Consider the following 16,698-nt stretch of genomic DNA (forward strand, 5'->3'; position numbering starts at 1 on the left):
GTTACATCCAAAATGCGATATAAATTAGGGTAAAGATAGGCAGTGCCGCCGTCAGGCTGTCGATGCGATCCAGCACACCACCATGACCCGGCAATATGGTGCCCGAATCTTTAATCTCGGCCACCCGCTTAAACATACTTTCAGAGAGATCCCCAAGGGCGGAGACCAGGGCAACAAACAGGGTAACACAGATCACTAGCCCCAGCTCCTGCTCGGGCGAGACCATCATGACCCCGGCCACTACAACCATAGTGGTCACCAGGCCACCGAGAAGCCCCTCGACGGTTTTTGCCGGGCTGACGTTTGGCATCAACTTGTGTTTGCCCAGGGCCTTGCCGGCGAAATAGGCGCCGGAATCGGTCGCCCATACGGTCAGCATCACCAGGAACACCAGGGAGCCGCCATAGTAAGGCATGCTCGCCGTGCTCAGGGCTTTTAGCGCGATCAACGCAGTGAAACAGGGAACTAAGGTCAGCTGGCCAAACATGGACTTGAGCATATGGCTCTTGGCCCACAACGCCGAACTTTTAGGGAAACTCAGCACCAAGAGGAGTGAGATGGTCCACCACATGGCGCCAATGAGGGTGATGGCCAGATAGACGGGGTGCATTTGCCCCTTAAACCATATCTCTTCGGTAGGCACCAAGAGGTTTAACGCTACCAACAAGATGCCTATGGTCAGGGTGAAACTCCACTGGGTCACATTGCAGCGCTTGTCTATGATGCGTCCCCACTCCTTGGCGGCAATCAAAAATACCGCCACCAAGGCCCATGAAAAATACTCCACAGGGAAAAAGAAAATGGCTCCCATCACCAATGGGATCAACCATACTGCTGTTATTATTCTATGTTTTAGCAAAACTTTCCCTCTTATATTTATTACTCAGCCTGCAAAGTCTCAATTTGAGAACCCGTCAATCCAAAACGGCGCTGCCGGGTAGCAAATACGGCTACCGCATCTTTAAAGGCTTGTTCATCAAAATCTGGCCACAACACATCAGTAAACACTAACTCTGCATAGGCAGCTTGCCATAACACAAAGTTACTAATGCGAAAATCGCCACCGGTGCGAATCATTAAATCAACTTCCGGTTGATTTTGCATGCTTAAATGCTGACTTAGCGCCTCCTCGGTGAACTGACTGCTGGTCATTTCACCAGATTCCACCTTTTTGGCTAAGGTTTGCGCCGCCTGCACTATGTCCCAACGACCGCCGTAGTTAGCGGCCACATTGAGAATTAAACCATCGTTGTGAGCCGTCTTCTCCATCGCCGCGGCGATCTGCTTCTGCAGTCGGGCAGAGAAACGACTGGTGTCCCCTATGACGTTGAGCCTGACACCGTTTTTATCCAGTAGTTTTATTTCTCGTTGTAAAACGGTGAAAAACAGCTCCATCAATAGGCTGACTTCTTTCTCGGGTCTGCGCCAGTTCTCACTGGAAAACGCAAACAGGGTTAACGAACCTATCCCCATCTCTCGTGCCATACTCACGGCGCGACGAACAGTCTTCACACCGGCCTTATGACCCACGACACGGGGCTTGCCCTGTGCCTGTGCCCAGCGCCCGTTGCCATCCATGATGATAGCCACGTGCTTGGGGATAGACTGTTTTACCAGCTCTGCGAGTGCTTCATTAGATAACTCAGAGCCAGATTGAGATTCGATTGACATCTATTACAACCCTTAAAAATAGCAAACGCCGTGTAGTATACCCCTACACGGCGTGCGAACTCTAGTAACGAAACAGGGAGATTAGACTTCCATCAACTCTGCTTCTTTTGCCGCCAAGATCTCATCGATCTGCTTGATGTGAGCATCAGTAAATTTCTGAATCTCATCTTCGGTGCGGCGTACATCGTCTTCGGTACACTCTTTTTCTTTCTCTAGCGCTTTCACGTCAGAGTTAGCGTCACGACGTACGTTACGTACGGCGATACGACCGTTTTCAGCCTCGGCGCGAACGACCTTGATCAAGTCTTTACGACGCTCTTCGGTCAGTGCAGGCAGTGGGATACGGATAGTCGTACCGGCAGACATTGGGTTTAGACCCAGATCTGAACTCATGATCGCCTTCTCAACGGCTGCAATCATAGTGGTATCGAAGACTGTGATTGCCAGTGTACGAGAATCTTCGATCGATACGTTACCCACCTGCTTAAGCGGCGTTGGCGTACCATAGTAAGGCACCTTGATTGAATCAAGCAGACTTGGGTGAGCACGACCAGTACGTACCTTAGCCATTTGATTCTTAGTCGCTTCAACACACTTCGCCATGCGGCTCTTTGCATCTTCTTTGATTTCGTTAATCACGTTAAATATCCTTAAATTCGTTCGTATCGGGTTATTTATTCGGCAGTCTTACGGCTACTTCTGATAAGCGTACCTTCATGGTCGCCCATGATAACACGTCGTAGCGCACCAGGCTTGTTCATATTAAACACTAAGATAGGCATATCGTGATCTCTTGCAAGAGTAAATGCCGCAAGATCCATCACTTTCAATTCTTTTTCTAGGACTTCGCCATAACCCATCTCGTCATACTTCACCGCTTCAGGGTTCTTGACCGGGTCATCTGAGTAAACACCATCTACCTTAGTGCCCTTGAGCACCACTTCGGCTTCGATTTCGATACCGCGCAGGCAGGCGGCAGAATCTGTGGTACAGAAAGGATTACCCGTACCGGCAGCGAAGATCACTACTCGGCCAGATTTAAGCAGGCTAATCGCTTCGGCCCAGTTATAGTCGTCACACACGCCTTTCAAAGGGATGGCCGACATCAGGCGGGCATTCACATAGGCTCTGTGCAGCGCATCGCGCATCGCCAGGCCATTCATTACGGTTGCCAACATGCCCATATGGTCACCCACCACACGGTTCATACCGGCTTGTGCCAGGCCTTCACCGCGGAAGAGGTTACCGCCACCAATCACAACACCTACCTGAATACCAAGCTCGACCAGCTCTTTAATCTCTTGTGCCATGCGATCTAGCACCTTGGGATCGATGCCAAAGCCCTCTTCGCCCATCAGGGCCTCGCCACTCAGTTTGAGAAGAATACGTCGAAAAGCAGGTTTTGGATTTGTGCTCATAGTTGTTTATCCTGATAAATGCCGATGGGTAACGTGCCAATTATATAAGAAAAAAAGCGCTCTGCAGCAATCTAATTGGCATAATAAAACCGCAGCGAATGCTGCGGTTTTTAGGGTATCTTACAACTGGCTATTAAGCCTTAGAAGCGGCGATTTGCGCTGCTACTTCAGCGGCAAAATCTTCTTCTTTCTTCTCGATACCTTCACCAACTTCTAGACGAATGAAGTTAGTTACTGTAGCGCCTTTCTCTTTTAGGATTTCGCCAACAGTCTTCTTAGGCTCCATGATGAAAGCTTGACCAGTCAGTGATACTTCACCGGTGAACTTCTTCATACGGCCAGAAACCATCTTCTCAGCGATCTCAGCAGGCTTACCTTCGTTCATTGCGATTTCGATCTGAACGGCTTTCTCTTTTTCAACAACTTCAGCTGGTACGTCTTCTGGGTTAACGTAGTCAGGCTTAGAAGCTGCAACGTGCATAGCAACGTGCTTCAGAGTCTCTTCGTCAGCTTCGCCAGAAACAACAACACCGATACGGTCGCCGTGACGGTAAGAAGCTTGGTTAGCACCATCGATGTACTCAACGCGACGAACGTTGATGTTTTCACCGATTTTAGCAACTAGCGCAACACGAGTTTCTTCGAACTGAGCTTGTAGATCGGCAACAGATACCTTACCTGCTGCAGCAACATCTAGAACTTCGTTAGCAAATGCTAGGAAGTTAGAGTCTTTTGCAACGAAGTCAGTTTGACAGTTAACTTCTAGAAGTACTGAGAAACCTTCGCCTTGCTTGATCAGGATAGTACCTTCAGCAGCGATGTTACCCGCTTTCTTAGCAGCCTTAGCAGCACCGCTCTTACGCATGTTTTCAATCGCTAGCTCAATGTCACCATTGGTTTCAGTTAGCGCTTTCTTACAATCCATCATGCCAGCGCCAGTACGCTCGCGTAGTTCTTTAACTTGGGCAGCAGTAATTGCCATTGTTAAATCCTCTATAGGTAACTCTACAAATCAAATGTGAAAAAACAGGGGCCTGTGGGCCCCTGTTCACCAATTATCTATCTTGGTTAATAAGGGCGATGAAATTCATCTCGCCTTTATTATTCAGCTTCTACGAAACCGTCTTGCTCAGCTTGTACCGCTAGGTCTTGACCACGACCTGCTTTAGCAGCCGCTGCTACTGACTCAGCATACAGACGAATTGCACGCATAGCGTCATCGTTACCAGGAACGATGTAGTTGATGCCGTCTGGAGAAGAGTTAGTATCAACAACAGCAACAACTGGAATACCTAGGTTGTTAGCTTCTTTAATAGCGATATGCTCATGGTCAGCACCGATAACGAAGATAACGTCAGGTAGGCCGCCCATGTTCTTGATACCACCAAGAGACTTTTCTAGCTTCTCAAGCTCACGAGTACGCATTAGCGCTTCTTTCTTGGTCAGCTTGTCGAAAGTACCGTCTACAGACTGGCTCTCAAGATCTTTTAGACGCTTGATTGATTGACGAACTGTTTTCCAGTTAGTCAGCATGCCGCCCAACCAACGGTTGTCAACGTAGTATTGATCACAAGAAATAGCAGCTTCTTTGATCGCTTCGCTTGCAGCGCGCTTAGTACCAACGAAAAGTACTTTACCTTTCTTAGATGCTACGTTGCTGATGAACGCTAGTGCTTCATTGAACATAGGCACAGTGTGCTCTAGGTTAATGATGTGTACACCGTTACGAGCGCCGAAGATGAAAGGCTTCATCTTTGGGTTCCAGTAACGAGTTTGGTGACCGAAGTGAACACCGGCCTGAAGCATGTCGCGCATTGAAACTGTAGTCATTTTTTTACCTTAAAAAATTAGGGGTTAGACCTCCACGCATCCCATATCTCCGACCTAAATAGGCACCCCGAAGAACGTGTCGATACGTGTGTGATTTAGTATTTAGTCATAGCCATGTATAATGGCCGCCACATTCGCTCTGAGATGGGGTAACAATGCACCTCATCGACAAGAGTCAAACATAACGGCGCGCTTTATACCATAATATCGGCGCCAACACAAATTTTTAGCGCCCTGAGGCGCCCCGAATTCGACTACCGACACAACAGAGAAAGCTTAATGAGTATAGTGATAAAAACCGCCGAAGAGATCGAAAAAATGCGCGCGGCAGGCAAGCTGGCCGCCGAAGTATTAGAGATGATTGCCCCCCACGTTAAGGCTGGGGTCACCACAAACGAACTCAATGATATCTGTGCGAAATATACCGAAGAGCAAGGCGCAATTTCGGCCCCGCTGGATTATCACGGCTTTCCTAAATCTATCTGTACTTCCATCAACGAAGTCATCTGCCATGGTATTCCCAGCGATCGCGCCCTCAAAGATGGCGACATCATCAATATCGACATCACAGTGATCAAAGATGGCTACCACGGCGATACCTCAAAGATGTTCCTCATCGGCGATGTCAGCGCAAAAGACAAGCGCCTGTGCCGCGTGGCTCAGGAAAGCCTATATGAAGCGATCAAGAAGGTACGTCCAGGCATGAAACTGGGCGAGATCGGCACCATCATCGAAAAATATATCAAGAGCAAGAAAACCGGCCTGGAGAAATATAGTATCGTGACCGACTACTGTGGCCATGGTATCGGCGCCGGCTTCCATGAGGAGCCACAGGTGATGCACTACAAAAACAATGACAAGACAGTACTGCGTCCTGGCATGTGTTTCACCATAGAACCGATGATCAACGCCGGTCGTCACACCAGTGTATTGGATAAGGACGACAACTGGACCGTCACTACCTCCGACGGTAAAAACTCGGCCCAGTGGGAACACACCCTGCTGATCACGCCAACTGGCGTGGAAGTCCTGACTCTGCGCGAAGAAGAAAACTTCCCCCGCATCATCAACCACTAATCGCACACGCAGCTAAATTGTGGTTTACTCCCATAGCAGGCCATCCGGCCTGCTATGCTCGCTCTGAGGTTAAGGACTGCAATGAACACTGCGCTAACAGCTAAGAACGCCCTAAAACAACAAAACCAAGAACTCCTAGAACGTTTCAGCGCCGGCGAATCTGTCACCGCCCTGGTCAGCCAACGCTGCCGTTTCGTCGATGAACTCCTCATTGCCCAGTGGCAAGCCCATCAACTCGATGAAACCCCTATAGCCCTGATCGCCGTCGGTGGCTATGGGCGTGGGGAGCTGCACCCGCAATCCGATGTGGATCTGCTGTTCCTTATCCAAGGCGCCCTCGCCCAGAGTGACGAAACCAAACTGAGTCAGTTTATCGCCTTCCTCTGGGATTCGGGCCTCGAGGTGGGCCACAGCGTGAGAACCCTGGATGAGACCATAGCTCAGGGCAAGGCCGATATCACCATAGCCACCAACTTGCTCGAAGCCAGATTACTCTGCGGGCCCCAGGCCATGTTTAACACCCTGTATGACAAGGTGCGCGAAGGTGACTTCTGGCCCGCCAGCGACTTTTTTGTCGCCAAGCGCGATGAACAGGTCATGCGCCACGCCAAGGCCAGCGCCTTCGATCTCGAGCCAAATCTTAAATCTTGCCCGGGCGGCCTGAGAGACATCCAGACCATCACCTGGGTAGCAATGCGCTACTTCGATGCCAGCTGCGCCGAGGAGCTGGTCGCCCATGGCTTCCTCGAGCAGGATGAACTCGAGGAGCTGCTCGAGTGTCAGGGGTACCTGTGGCAGCTGCGCTTTGCCCTGCACCTGATCTCGGGGCGCGACGAGAACCGTCTGCTGTTCGATCTGCAGCGCCAGGTGGCAGAGCTTCTTGGCTACAAGGATGAGACTCAACTTGCGGTCGAGCAGATGATGAAGCGCTACTACCGCACCGTGCGCCGGGTGATGGAGCTCAACCAGATGCTGCTGCAACTCTTTAAGCGCGCCACCTTGGGCCACACCAAGGAGCTGGAGATCCAGCCCATTGACGAGCATTACCAGCGCCGCGGCAGTTTCATCGAATCTCTCCAGGCGGATCTGTTTAAGGACCCTGTGGAGATCATGCGGGTATTTTTACACGCGGCGCGCAACTCCAACATCAAGGGGATCTACGCCCCTACCCTGCGCAGCCTAAGACGCGCCCGTCGCGCCCAGCAGGCGCCGCTGATGGACAATGAAGATTGCCGAAAGGTGTTTTTGGAGATATTGCGTCATCCGCGTGGTATCGCCTCACTCTCCTTGATGCACCGCCATGGCATCTTATCGGCCTACCTGCCCGCCTGGCGTAGCATCGAGGGGCAGATGCAGTTCGACCTATTTCACGCCTACACGGTCGATGAGCATACCCACAGACTACTGCTCAACATCGACAGATTCTCACAGACGGAGCAAAAGGATGAGTTCCCTCTGGGCTCCATACTGATCAATCAGCTGCCCAAGAAGGGGCTACTGGTACTCGCGGCCATCTTCCACGATATCGGCAAGGGACGCGGCGGCGATCACAGTAAGCTCGGCGCCGTCGATGCCCAGGATTTTTGCGATCTACACGGCCTCAACAAGCATGACGGCCGCCTGGTCAGCTGGTTGGTAGAGAATCACCTGGTGATGTCGGTGACCGCCCAGCGCCGGGATATTTCCGATCCCGATGTGGTGGCCGAGTTTGCCGACAGGGTGCGCGACGCCGTGCACCTGAGTTACCTCTACTGCCTCACGGTCGCCGATATCTGCGCAACCAACGAGAAGACCTGGAACAACTGGAAGGGCTCGCTGCTGCGCGATCTCTACTTCTCCACCCAGAGGGTACTCGCCCGGGGCAAGGAGAAGCCGGTGGATATTCGCGCCCGCGTGCGCGAGCATCAGGCCAAGGCAAAGAAAGAACTGCTACGCCGCGGGATCAAGGAGAAGAGCCTGGATACTCTCTGGCAGCGCTTCAAGGCCGACTACTTCCTGCGTCATCAGCCCAATCAGGTGGCCTGGCACGCCGAAGCGATACTCAAGCACAAGCATGACGAGGCCCTGGTGCTGATCTCCAAGCACACCACACGTGGAGGGACCGAGCTGTTTGTCTACAGCCAGGATAAGCCTAAGCTGTTTGCCACAGTGATGGCCGTGCTGGACAACAAGAACATCAATGTGCACGACGCCAATATCATGACCTCTAAAGATGGCTACGCACTGGATTCTTTCGTCATTTTAGAGCAAGATGGCAGCCCGGTGTCACAGATCTCCCGTATCCAGGGGATCAAGAAGGCATTGGTGAAAGCACTAAGCAATGACACGGCAAAACTGCCAAAATTTAAGAAGCTGCCGCGTAAGATGAAACCCTTTAGGGTACCGACGCAGGTGAGCTTCCTGCCGGCGCGCAAACCAGGCACCAGCATGATGGAGCTGATCGCCCTAGACAGCCCAGGGCTACTGGCCAAGGTGGGGGATATCTTTTATCGCTGTGAGATCACCCTGTTAGCGGCAAAGATCACCACCATAGGCGAGCGCGCCGAAGATTTCTTTATGTTGCAGACACGAGATGGGCAGCAACTGAACGAGACACAACAAGAGGCGCTCAGTGAAGCACTGGCCAAGGCGCTCGATACGCATAACCAAGTTTAATCAACAGACTATTTTACGATAATTGGGAGACGTTAATGGAGGCTTTACGCCAACGTATAGAAGCAGCTTTTGAAGCTCGCGCAGATATCACCCCTACCACAGTCGAGCCGAGTGTTCGTGCCGACGTTGAGAAAGCCATCGCCATGCTGGACACTGGTGAAGCACGCGTTGCCGAGAAGATCGACGGCGAGTGGCATGTGCATCAGTGGCTGAAGAAAGCCGTATTACTCTCTTTCCGCATCTTCGACAACCAAGTGATCGACGGTGCAGAAACCAAGTTCTTCGATAAAGTACCGATGAAATTTGCCGACTATGATGAGGCACGTTTCAAGCAGGAAGCGATCCGTGTGGTACCACCAGCGGCGGTGCGCAAAGGCTCATTTATCGGTAAAAATACCGTTCTTATGCCATCCTACGTTAACCTCGGCGCCTATGTCGACGAAGGCACCATGGTAGACACCTGGGCAACCGTAGGCTCTTGCGCCCAGATTGGTAAAAACGTTCACCTGTCAGGCGGTGTCGGTATCGGCGGTGTATTGGAGCCACTGCAGGCCGGTCCAACCATCATCGAAGACAACTGCTTCATCGGTGCGCGCTCAGAGATCGTCGAAGGCGTAGTGGTCGAAGAAGGCAGTGTTATCTCTATGGGGGTATACATAGGCCAGAGCACCCGTATCTATGATCGTGAAACCGGCGAGATCCACTATGGCCGTGTGCCCGCGGGCTCGGTCGTGGTTTCTGGCACCCTGCCATCTCAATGTGGCAAATACAATTTATATGCCGCCATCATAGTGAAGAAGGTCGACGCCAAGACCCGCGGTAAAGTGGGTATCAACGAGCTACTGCGCATCGTCGATTAATCACTTTCGCGACCCAATTTAGAAAAGCCAGGTGATCGCCTGGCTTTTTTATTTCTTTAGGGATAAACAGACACATTCTGTTACTCCCAGACACAGTCAGATCCACTCCTCATATACCGATACATTTCGCGACAAATCGCTAACAGCTTTTCACTACATAAAGGGCTTTACTCATAATCGATCCCAACGGAAATATGCTAGGAGCACAAAATGAAAAAGTTACTAACGATTGCCGCCATCGCATTAGCCCCACTGGCTTTTTCTTCTCAAGCCGCCATGTCGCCTCAGATGGAAAAAACCTTAGTTGCCGTATGCAAGGCCGGTGCAAGCAACAACATGGTTGAATTTAGCAGTACACTCAGAGAGTATCGCATCAATAAGCAGCGCGTGTTCCCACGCTTGGTATGTAATGATCAGAGCTTCCATCAGTTTGCCCTGAGCAACGGCGCCGATCGCACCGCCGCCAAGATTGCCCCATACGCCCTAGGTACTGTGACCATTAAAGATATCGCCATGAATTATGGTGACCAAGATATCTTAGCCGTTAACTTCTAAACCAATAGCTAACGAGTCTAAGACAAAAGCTACGCTAGATTGCCGATAAAAAAAGAGCCTAAAGGCTCTTTTTTATTGGGGGTCGCTGATAAATAAGCTCGCTAAAACACAACCGTCTTATTGCCGTAGACAATCACCTCTTCTTGCAACACCAGTTGCAATGCCTTACTGAGGACACTCTTCTCGACATCCCGGCCACATCTGGCCAGCTCCTCGGCGCTGTAACTATGATCCACTGGGATAACGTCCTGCTTGATAATCGGCCCTTCATCCAGACAGTTATTGACGAAATGGGCCGTGGCACCGATGATCTTCACCCCTCGCTCCCACGCCTGGCGATAGGGAGAGGCACCAATAAATGCCGGCAGGAAAGAGTGATGGATATTGATGATACGATTGGGGTATTGCTCAACAAATTCAGGGGTCAATACCCGCATAAATTTCGCTAACACCAGGTAGTCTGGGTCATATTGCGCTATGACTGCTAGCATCTCCTGTTCATGTTCATGGCGGGTCTTGCCCTCGTGAGAGACACAGTAGAAAGGCACATCAAACTTGTCGGCCAGCGGCTTGAGCGTATCGTAGTTGCCAACGATAGCGGCTATCTCCACATCCAGACCACCATAGTAGGCCTTCATCAGGATATCCCCGAGGCAATGCGCCTCCTTGGTCACCATCACCACCACACGCTTCTTGCCCTTGACCACCAGCTTTCGATGTCGCTGCTCAGGAAGCACCTCATCGATATCGGCCAAGAATTTCGCCTCATCGAACACACCTTCCAACTCGGTGCGCATGAAGAATCGCCCCTGAGCATTATCGACAAATTCACTATTCTTAACGATATTGAGCCCGTGGGCATAACAAACACCCGTGATCTTAGTGATAAGTCCTGGTGCGTCGGCACAATCTGTGATTAATACTCTCTGTTGCATCTTCTCTACCTCTTAATGTCAAAATCTCACTATTTGTGCCTATCTAGATAGCGTTGCAGTAAACGCCTGATACTCTCCGCTTTCGTGCCATAAACCAGCTGAACACCGTTTCCGACTAACACCACCCCCTTAGCCCCTAGCTGATTAAGCTGAGCCTTGTCCACCAACTCGGCATGCTTCACGCTGATACGCAGCCGTGTCAGGCAGGCGGTTAACTCATTGATATTATCCTGCCCCCCCAGGGCGGTGATCATGGAGATCAGGCCGGCCCGCTGGCCGCTCCCCGCCTCCATGCGTCCCGGCGTCTTGAGGTTAAAGGCCAATATGGTGCCGCGAAACACCAGGTAATAGATAACCGCCGTGATGGGACCGAGGATCAAAAACCATTCTACATTTCTGGACTGTCCCAGCAATAGACTGAAATCGACTAAGCCATGGGAAAACACCACGCTGTGGTGGATATCCAGCGAAATCGTCACCGCATAGGCAATCCCCGTCATCAGGGCGTGCAGGATAAACAGCAGCGGGGCGACAAACATGAAGGCAAACTCGATGGGCTCGGTGACCCCTGTCAGCCAACAGGCGGTGGCCGCCGACAGCATGATACCAGCCACCCGGTTGCGCTCATGTTTATCGGCGCAGCGCCAGATGGCCAGCGCCGCCGCGGGCAGCCCCCACATCTTAATCAGGTAGCCACCAGCCAGGTTACCGGCCTGCGGATCTCCCGCCAGGTAGCGGGCCACCTCTCCCCTTACCCATTCATCGCCATTAAAGTATTGCCCCATCTCCAGGTAGAAAGGCGCATTCCAGATGTGATGTAACCCAAGGGGGATCAGCAGGCGTTCCACCATGCCGTATACGGCAAACGCCGAGGCGGGTTCCTGATAAACGGCCCAGTTAGAGATCTGCTCAATCCACTGTGAAAGCAAGGGCCACAACAGCAGAAACAGATAGGCCAATAAGATAGCCATGGGCAGCATCATCAGGGGCGCCGAACGACGCCCTTCAAAGAAAGAGAACACCGCAGGCAAACGTATGCGCTCGCTATGTTTGACCGCAAAACAGGTAAAGGCCCCGACCATCATGCCACCGGCAATCCCTGTGTCTATGGTGGCTTGCCCCAAGATCATCTCGGTGGGCAAGTGATGGATCTTCGCCAGGGCCGACAGGCTAGAGAAAAATACCCCATAACCGAATACGGCGCTAAAGGCGGCAATCCCCTGATCTTTGCAGAAACCTATGGCTATGGTAACGGCAAACAGCATGGGCATCATGGAGAAAACCAGGTTGCCTACTGTCCACATTAGGGTAGCAAGATCGGCCGAAATAAAGGGGATGGGATTAGTCGCCAGGCCTATCATCACCCCCGCGGCGGGCAAGATGGCGATAGGCAGCAGCAGCGCTTGGCTCAGCCGCTGGGCAAACTTAAACCATTGACGACTGATCCGACTTAATCGGCCGCGCGGTCGTTGATGAGTTGGGTCCATTGGGTTAACCATGCTTTTGCTTCTACTTCCGGCTCCATCGTCTCACAGGCATCTATCTTAAGCAGTTCGCCTATGCGTGTGCCACCAAGCTCAGTCAACAACTCATCGAAACGTATGCCGGCAAAACAGAAGGTCTCGTAACTCGAGTCCCCCAGCGCCACCATGCCATATTCGAGTTTAGGCAAATAGGGCGCCTCGCCCCTCAGGGTCTCAAACCAAGGGCTGATATCATCGGGCAGATCGCCCTGGCCCGTGGTTGAGGTCACCACCAGCAGCAACTCATCCTCGGGTGGTACGAAACCATTGAGCGTCTCAGGCGTCATCAGAGTAACCTGGATATCTTTGGCCATCAGCTCTTCTTGCAGGGTCTCGGCAACAAACTGCGCATTACCATAGACAGTTCCATATACCAGATTCACTTTTCTCATGTTTTACTTAGCCCTTAGCGCATTATTTACTTATACTCTAAACATACTTTATTGAAAGCTTGATAGCTACACTAGGTTATTGAGTTTCAAGGATCAATTAGATGCGACACTCGAGCCGACAGAAACATCTAAAGCATGTTCACCGCAGCGCGCACATCAGGCGCATGTGTTATTTCAGAACCGTTCAGTCCCTCTCGCTCAATCCGCATCCCCCATCAGAAACAGACGCCCCCGAAGAGAAACTATCCCCCCTCTCGGCAATCAAATCGGCCTGCGCACTGGTAAAGTAACCACAGGCCCTTAGCCTTGAGCAACAGAAGTTTTGCTTTGAGACATTCTGTTTTCGAGGCTAGATGCTAGAAACTAGACGTTAGACATTAGAAGTTAGCGATTAGACGTTAAAGGTTAAGCCTCACAGATTAGCTGCGCAGCTTCGCCGCTCAGCAGTGTATCGTCCCACCCCAGTAGCTGAAACAGCGCCAACCACTCACTCTCTAACTCTGCCTCTACCGCAATTCGCTCGCCACTTCGCGGATGATTAAATTCCAGCTTCTTGGCAATCAGCCACAAACGATTGATGCCACTATGCTCACGCATGAAACGGTTCTGTTTGCCGTCGCCGTGAGTAGTGTCACCTATGATGGGGTGACGCAGATGTGCCATGTGCCGGCGTAGCTGATGCTTACGCCCTGTATGTGGTGTCAGCTGAATCAAGGCATAACGACTGGTGGCGTATCGGCCTGAGGGATAAGGGATCTCACAGTTGAGCAAGGGGCGATAGCTTGTCTGCGCCTCCTGCGCCGCCTTATTGGGATCGACATCTTTGTCGCCCAGCTCATCGAGTTCCTGCTTCAGAGGATAATCCAGCAGCCCTGGCTCGTGCATATTGCCCCTGACCAAGGCGATATAGTGCTTTTTCACCGACTTACTGGCGAACTGTTCGCACAGTTGATTCGCCATCTCACTGCTCTTGGCAAACAGCAATACGCCAGAGGTTGGCCTGTCGAGACGATGGACGGGGAAGACGTGGCAGCCCACCAGATCCCGCGTCATCTGCATGGCAAAATATTTCTCCCGCCTCGCCAGATAACTGCGGTGTACCAGCAGGCCGGCAGGTTTATGGATAGCGACCAGGTCGTCATCTTCGTAGAGGATCTCGATTTTCGGTGCCACTTCGACTCTGGTGCTGTCATGATCACCGGCTAGTTGCTCGGTAAGATTTTCCATAGGTTCAGGATTAATTGGATCCACTCAAATGCTCATCTAATTGATTAATAATGTTGATTAAAGCTTGCATCTCGCCCCGCCCCTGCCACACATACTCAGCCATAGGGCCTAAAGCTATCTGACTGGGTAGCGTGCCATTGACCGCAATGATCTCGCCCATCTTGGGCAGAAAGATAAACTGTAGCCACTGCTCAAAGGCCATGGACTCGCAGGCAAAGGGGGTCGGGTCGGCCATCGCCTCGACGGAGGGCGGCTCGTCTTGCCACAGTTGCAGTCGTTTCAATTCGGCTTCGATAAGCCTTAGCTGTTTTTCGGTATAGAGCGACACACTTTCCTCAATGATATCTTTCCCCACGGCGCCTAGACCTGCGAGCTAATTCGGCCGAAATTGTACCATCTCACCTGACTTCTCCCTATAATAAGCGCCATTTAATCTGTTCCCTGTAAGTAAAACGGCATTCAAATGACTGAAATTACGACCCTGACTCAATTTCTCACCACGGCTAATACCCAGTTCCAGGTCTATGATCTCGGCCGCCGGGTACAGCATATCGACATGATGGCCTTCTCCCAGATTGAGGCCCTCCAGGCACCTTACCCTTCGCCTATACAGGGTCATGCGCAATTTGCCATCGTCTTCTGGGACAAGTCTAACCAACACTTCATCTGGTTCCTCAAGTTACCTCTGGATGAACGTGGCCTGCTCTCACCGGCGCCGAGAACACAGTTTATCCGCATGGTGATTGAGGCCCTAGGCAGCGACCCGACTCAGGCTTTATCCGAGGAGCAGCAAGACAAGCTCGCCAACCACCCCTTCGCCTTCAAACCCAGTGCGGAGAAACTGGCGCTGTTCAACGCCTTGGTGCGTAAACAGCTGGGCCTACCTGCCTCGGCGCAATATGAATTTGCCTATCAATACCTATCGGGACAAGTTTCACCTGAGCGTTGGCAAGATGTGGGCTTACAGGGATTAGCCGACATCTGCGTGCGCGCCACGGCGCTCGACCACAGTGAGCAGCTGCTTAACGCCTTTGAGCACAGCGCTGACGAAGTCAAGGTAGCCCTGTGCCAACAGCTAGAGCACATCAGCCTCGAGGCGCCCTTAGCCGAGCGGCTGCTTGAGGCGTTTTATCAAGCCAGTCCCGAACAGAGACTCTACTATCTGCGCGCCCTAGCCTCGGCGCCAGCCCTGGCACAGCAAGCGATACAGTACCTGGATGAGCAAGATGCGCTGGATGACAACGCCTTGATCACCATAGCGGGCCGAAATTGGACCGCATTAAAAGACGATCGGACTCGCAAGATCTATCTCGAGGCCTTAGCAAAACAACCCCAGGGCTTCTTTAACCAGATCTTTGCTGATATTGTGGCAATTCCAGCGATACGAACTCAACTCTTGATGGCATTAAGAGACAGCGAGCGCAGCCAAGCCCTCGCCAATGCCATAGGTGGACTCTTTAGGGTGACCAAAGCATGATGACAGACTTTTTAATGATCGCCGCGCTGGTGATCATTGCCGCCTTCTTCTGGCAGCTAAGACAGATGGCCGAGCTGAGCCGGATGTTCGCTAGCAGTGAATGCAAGAAGCAGCGAGTACAGCTCCTGGCTATCGCCATGGAATCGGCCCGTCCCAGCATTGGCGGCACTAGCGGACTCACCTGGAAAGCCAAGTTCTTGATGGAGTTCAGTACCGACGGTATCAATCAATATCGTGCACATATCTGGATGCATGGTAAGAAGATAGAAAAAATTCAGTGGCCCATCTTTCCCGAGCCGGAATGGCTGGAAGCCCCTGAGGCAAGAGGCTCGGTCGGCGGCAGCTGTGGCAGTCGTGGCGGTTGCAACTCTGGCGGCTGTAAATAAGCGATCAAGTTCACCTCTAAGGCTGATCCACAATAGTGCTCAGCCAGCCGCAATGCCTTAATCAAAGAACTTTGACCAAGATACTTTAATCAAGGCGCCTAAATCGAGGCGCCTCTGATGACAAATAAGGCTCACGGATAGAAATTCTCTATATGGCGCAGATAAAGAAAAAGCGCGGCTCAATTAAGAGCCGCGCCTTCTGTCTTTTTCGCTAAGCAATCCAGCTATTTAAGTGCTCCCTGCTCCATCCTTGCGAATTTATGCTCCTTGCATCTTCCTTGGTCCTTCCGTTCCTTGTACCTTTTAGCACTTGCGTACTTAGGTACCGTCCCTTTGCTTGGTCATCCATTTACCAAGTTTGCTTAATCCTTAAGCATGTCCAGTCTCGTCCTTGGGATTCCTTTCCTACACTCCTTGTCATCTGCCATCCTAGGCAGATATCCATCATCCTTGAGTGTTTGGCCTTCCCTAGTTGTCGACTCTTCCGTGAGTTGCCATCCTTGTACCATCCTTGCCATCATCATCCTGATGATGATTAGGTCGTCCTGACCCTTCCTTATCCATTCATCCTTGAACACTGTTAATTCTAGCGCCCTTGTCGCCCAATAATAGAGGCGGAAAAAGTTCTGCTTAGCTGGTCACATTATTGCCATCTCAATAAAAATAGATAAATACATGAATTTAATGACAAA

The 16,698-nt window shown here is 51.6% G+C and carries 17 protein-coding genes; 6 read left to right on the top strand and 11 right to left on the bottom strand.

Annotation, left to right across the window (positions count from 1 at the left end; translation table 11 throughout):
* Nucleotide 1: 1 nt before the first annotated feature.
* The 6 genes from L2731_RS01510 to rpsB form a co-directional block, all read right to left on the bottom strand.
* Nucleotides 2-859 carry a phosphatidate cytidylyltransferase gene (locus tag L2731_RS01510; protein ID WP_041509280.1) on the bottom strand — a complete coding sequence of 286 codons (858 nt, stop codon included), beginning with the start codon at nt 857-859 and terminating at the stop codon, nt 2-4.
* A gap of 20 nt (nt 860-879) precedes the next feature.
* Nucleotides 880-1,671, bottom strand: coding sequence for an undecaprenyl pyrophosphate synthase (gene uppS / locus L2731_RS01515; protein WP_041509279.1), 792 nt, complete (start codon nt 1,669-1,671; stop codon nt 880-882).
* Nucleotides 1,672-1,752: 81 nt separating this feature from the next.
* Complete coding sequence (gene frr / locus L2731_RS01520) at nt 1,753-2,310, bottom strand: ribosome recycling factor (RefSeq protein WP_041509278.1); 558 nt, start codon at nt 2,308-2,310, stop codon at nt 1,753-1,755.
* Between the two features lie 35 nt (nt 2,311-2,345).
* Nucleotides 2,346-3,089, bottom strand: coding sequence for a UMP kinase (pyrH, locus tag L2731_RS01525; protein WP_011866430.1), 744 nt, complete (start codon nt 3,087-3,089; stop codon nt 2,346-2,348).
* Between the two features lie 133 nt (nt 3,090-3,222).
* The gene (gene tsf / locus L2731_RS01530) at nt 3,223-4,071 is read right to left on the bottom strand and encodes a translation elongation factor Ts (RefSeq protein ID WP_249251551.1); all 849 of its coding nucleotides are present in this window, start codon (nt 4,069-4,071) and stop codon (nt 3,223-3,225) included.
* A 119-nt stretch (nt 4,072-4,190) separates the two neighbouring features.
* The gene (gene rpsB / locus L2731_RS01535; protein WP_011866432.1) at nt 4,191-4,919 is read right to left on the bottom strand and encodes a 30S ribosomal protein S2; all 729 of its coding nucleotides are present in this window, start codon (nt 4,917-4,919) and stop codon (nt 4,191-4,193) included.
* 234 nt (nt 4,920-5,153) lie between these two features.
* Here rpsB and map point away from each other — a divergent pair, with 234 nt between their 5' ends.
* The 4 genes from map (at nt 5,154) to L2731_RS01555 (ending at nt 10,066) form a co-directional block, all read left to right on the top strand.
* Nucleotides 5,154-5,996 carry a type I methionyl aminopeptidase gene (gene map / locus L2731_RS01540; RefSeq protein WP_268747955.1) on the top strand — a complete coding sequence of 281 codons (843 nt, stop codon included), beginning with the start codon at nt 5,154-5,156 and terminating at the stop codon, nt 5,994-5,996.
* An 81-nt stretch (nt 5,997-6,077) separates the two neighbouring features.
* Complete coding sequence (gene glnD, locus L2731_RS01545; protein WP_249251552.1) at nt 6,078-8,651, top strand: bifunctional uridylyltransferase/uridylyl-removing protein GlnD; 2,574 nt, start codon at nt 6,078-6,080, stop codon at nt 8,649-8,651.
* A 35-nt stretch (nt 8,652-8,686) separates the two neighbouring features.
* Nucleotides 8,687-9,511, top strand: a complete 825-nt coding sequence (dapD, locus tag L2731_RS01550; protein WP_249251553.1) for a 2,3,4,5-tetrahydropyridine-2,6-dicarboxylate N-succinyltransferase — start codon at nt 8,687-8,689, stop codon at nt 9,509-9,511.
* 210 nt (nt 9,512-9,721) lie between these two features.
* A complete protein-coding gene (locus tag L2731_RS01555) occupies nt 9,722-10,066 on the top strand; it encodes a DUF3718 domain-containing protein (RefSeq protein WP_041509273.1) in 345 nt (114 codons plus the stop codon).
* 101 nt (nt 10,067-10,167) lie between these two features.
* Here L2731_RS01555 and purU read toward each other — a convergent pair whose 3' ends face one another.
* The 5 genes from purU to L2731_RS01580 all read right to left on the bottom strand — a co-directional run bounded on the left by purU (nt 10,168) and on the right by L2731_RS01580 (nt 14,471).
* On the bottom strand, nt 10,168-11,001 hold the full coding sequence (gene purU, locus L2731_RS01560) for a formyltetrahydrofolate deformylase (RefSeq protein ID WP_239851558.1): 834 nt from the start codon (nt 10,999-11,001) through the stop codon (nt 10,168-10,170).
* Between the two features lie 29 nt (nt 11,002-11,030).
* On the bottom strand, nt 11,031-12,500 hold the full coding sequence (locus L2731_RS01565; protein ID WP_415836992.1) for a PTS transporter subunit EIIC: 1,470 nt from the start codon (nt 12,498-12,500) through the stop codon (nt 11,031-11,033).
* The gene (locus tag L2731_RS01570; protein ID WP_041509270.1) at nt 12,452-12,916 is read right to left on the bottom strand and encodes a flavodoxin; all 465 of its coding nucleotides are present in this window, start codon (nt 12,914-12,916) and stop codon (nt 12,452-12,454) included. The genes L2731_RS01565 and L2731_RS01570 overlap by 49 nt, the downstream gene beginning before the upstream one ends.
* A gap of 405 nt (nt 12,917-13,321) precedes the next feature.
* Nucleotides 13,322-14,143, bottom strand: a complete 822-nt coding sequence (gene truC / locus L2731_RS01575; protein ID WP_249251641.1) for a tRNA pseudouridine(65) synthase TruC — start codon at nt 14,141-14,143, stop codon at nt 13,322-13,324.
* Nucleotides 14,144-14,153: 10 nt separating this feature from the next.
* A complete protein-coding gene (locus L2731_RS01580) occupies nt 14,154-14,471 on the bottom strand; it encodes a YqcC family protein (protein ID WP_249251554.1) in 318 nt (105 codons plus the stop codon).
* A 135-nt stretch (nt 14,472-14,606) separates the two neighbouring features.
* Between L2731_RS01580 and L2731_RS01585 the strand changes: the two genes are divergently transcribed.
* Entirely contained in the window at nt 14,607-15,620 is a 1,014-nt protein-coding gene (locus L2731_RS01585; protein WP_249251555.1) for a DUF3549 family protein, read from the top strand.
* Nucleotides 15,617-16,006, top strand: coding sequence for a DUF3301 domain-containing protein (locus L2731_RS01590; RefSeq protein ID WP_239851565.1), 390 nt, complete (start codon nt 15,617-15,619; stop codon nt 16,004-16,006). Before L2731_RS01585 ends, L2731_RS01590 begins: the two co-directional genes overlap by 4 nt.
* Nucleotides 16,007-16,698: the final 692 nt, after the last annotated feature.

The organism is Shewanella aquimarina (genome assembly GCF_023349185.1).
GTDB lineage: Bacteria > Pseudomonadota > Gammaproteobacteria > Enterobacterales > Shewanellaceae > Shewanella > Shewanella aquimarina.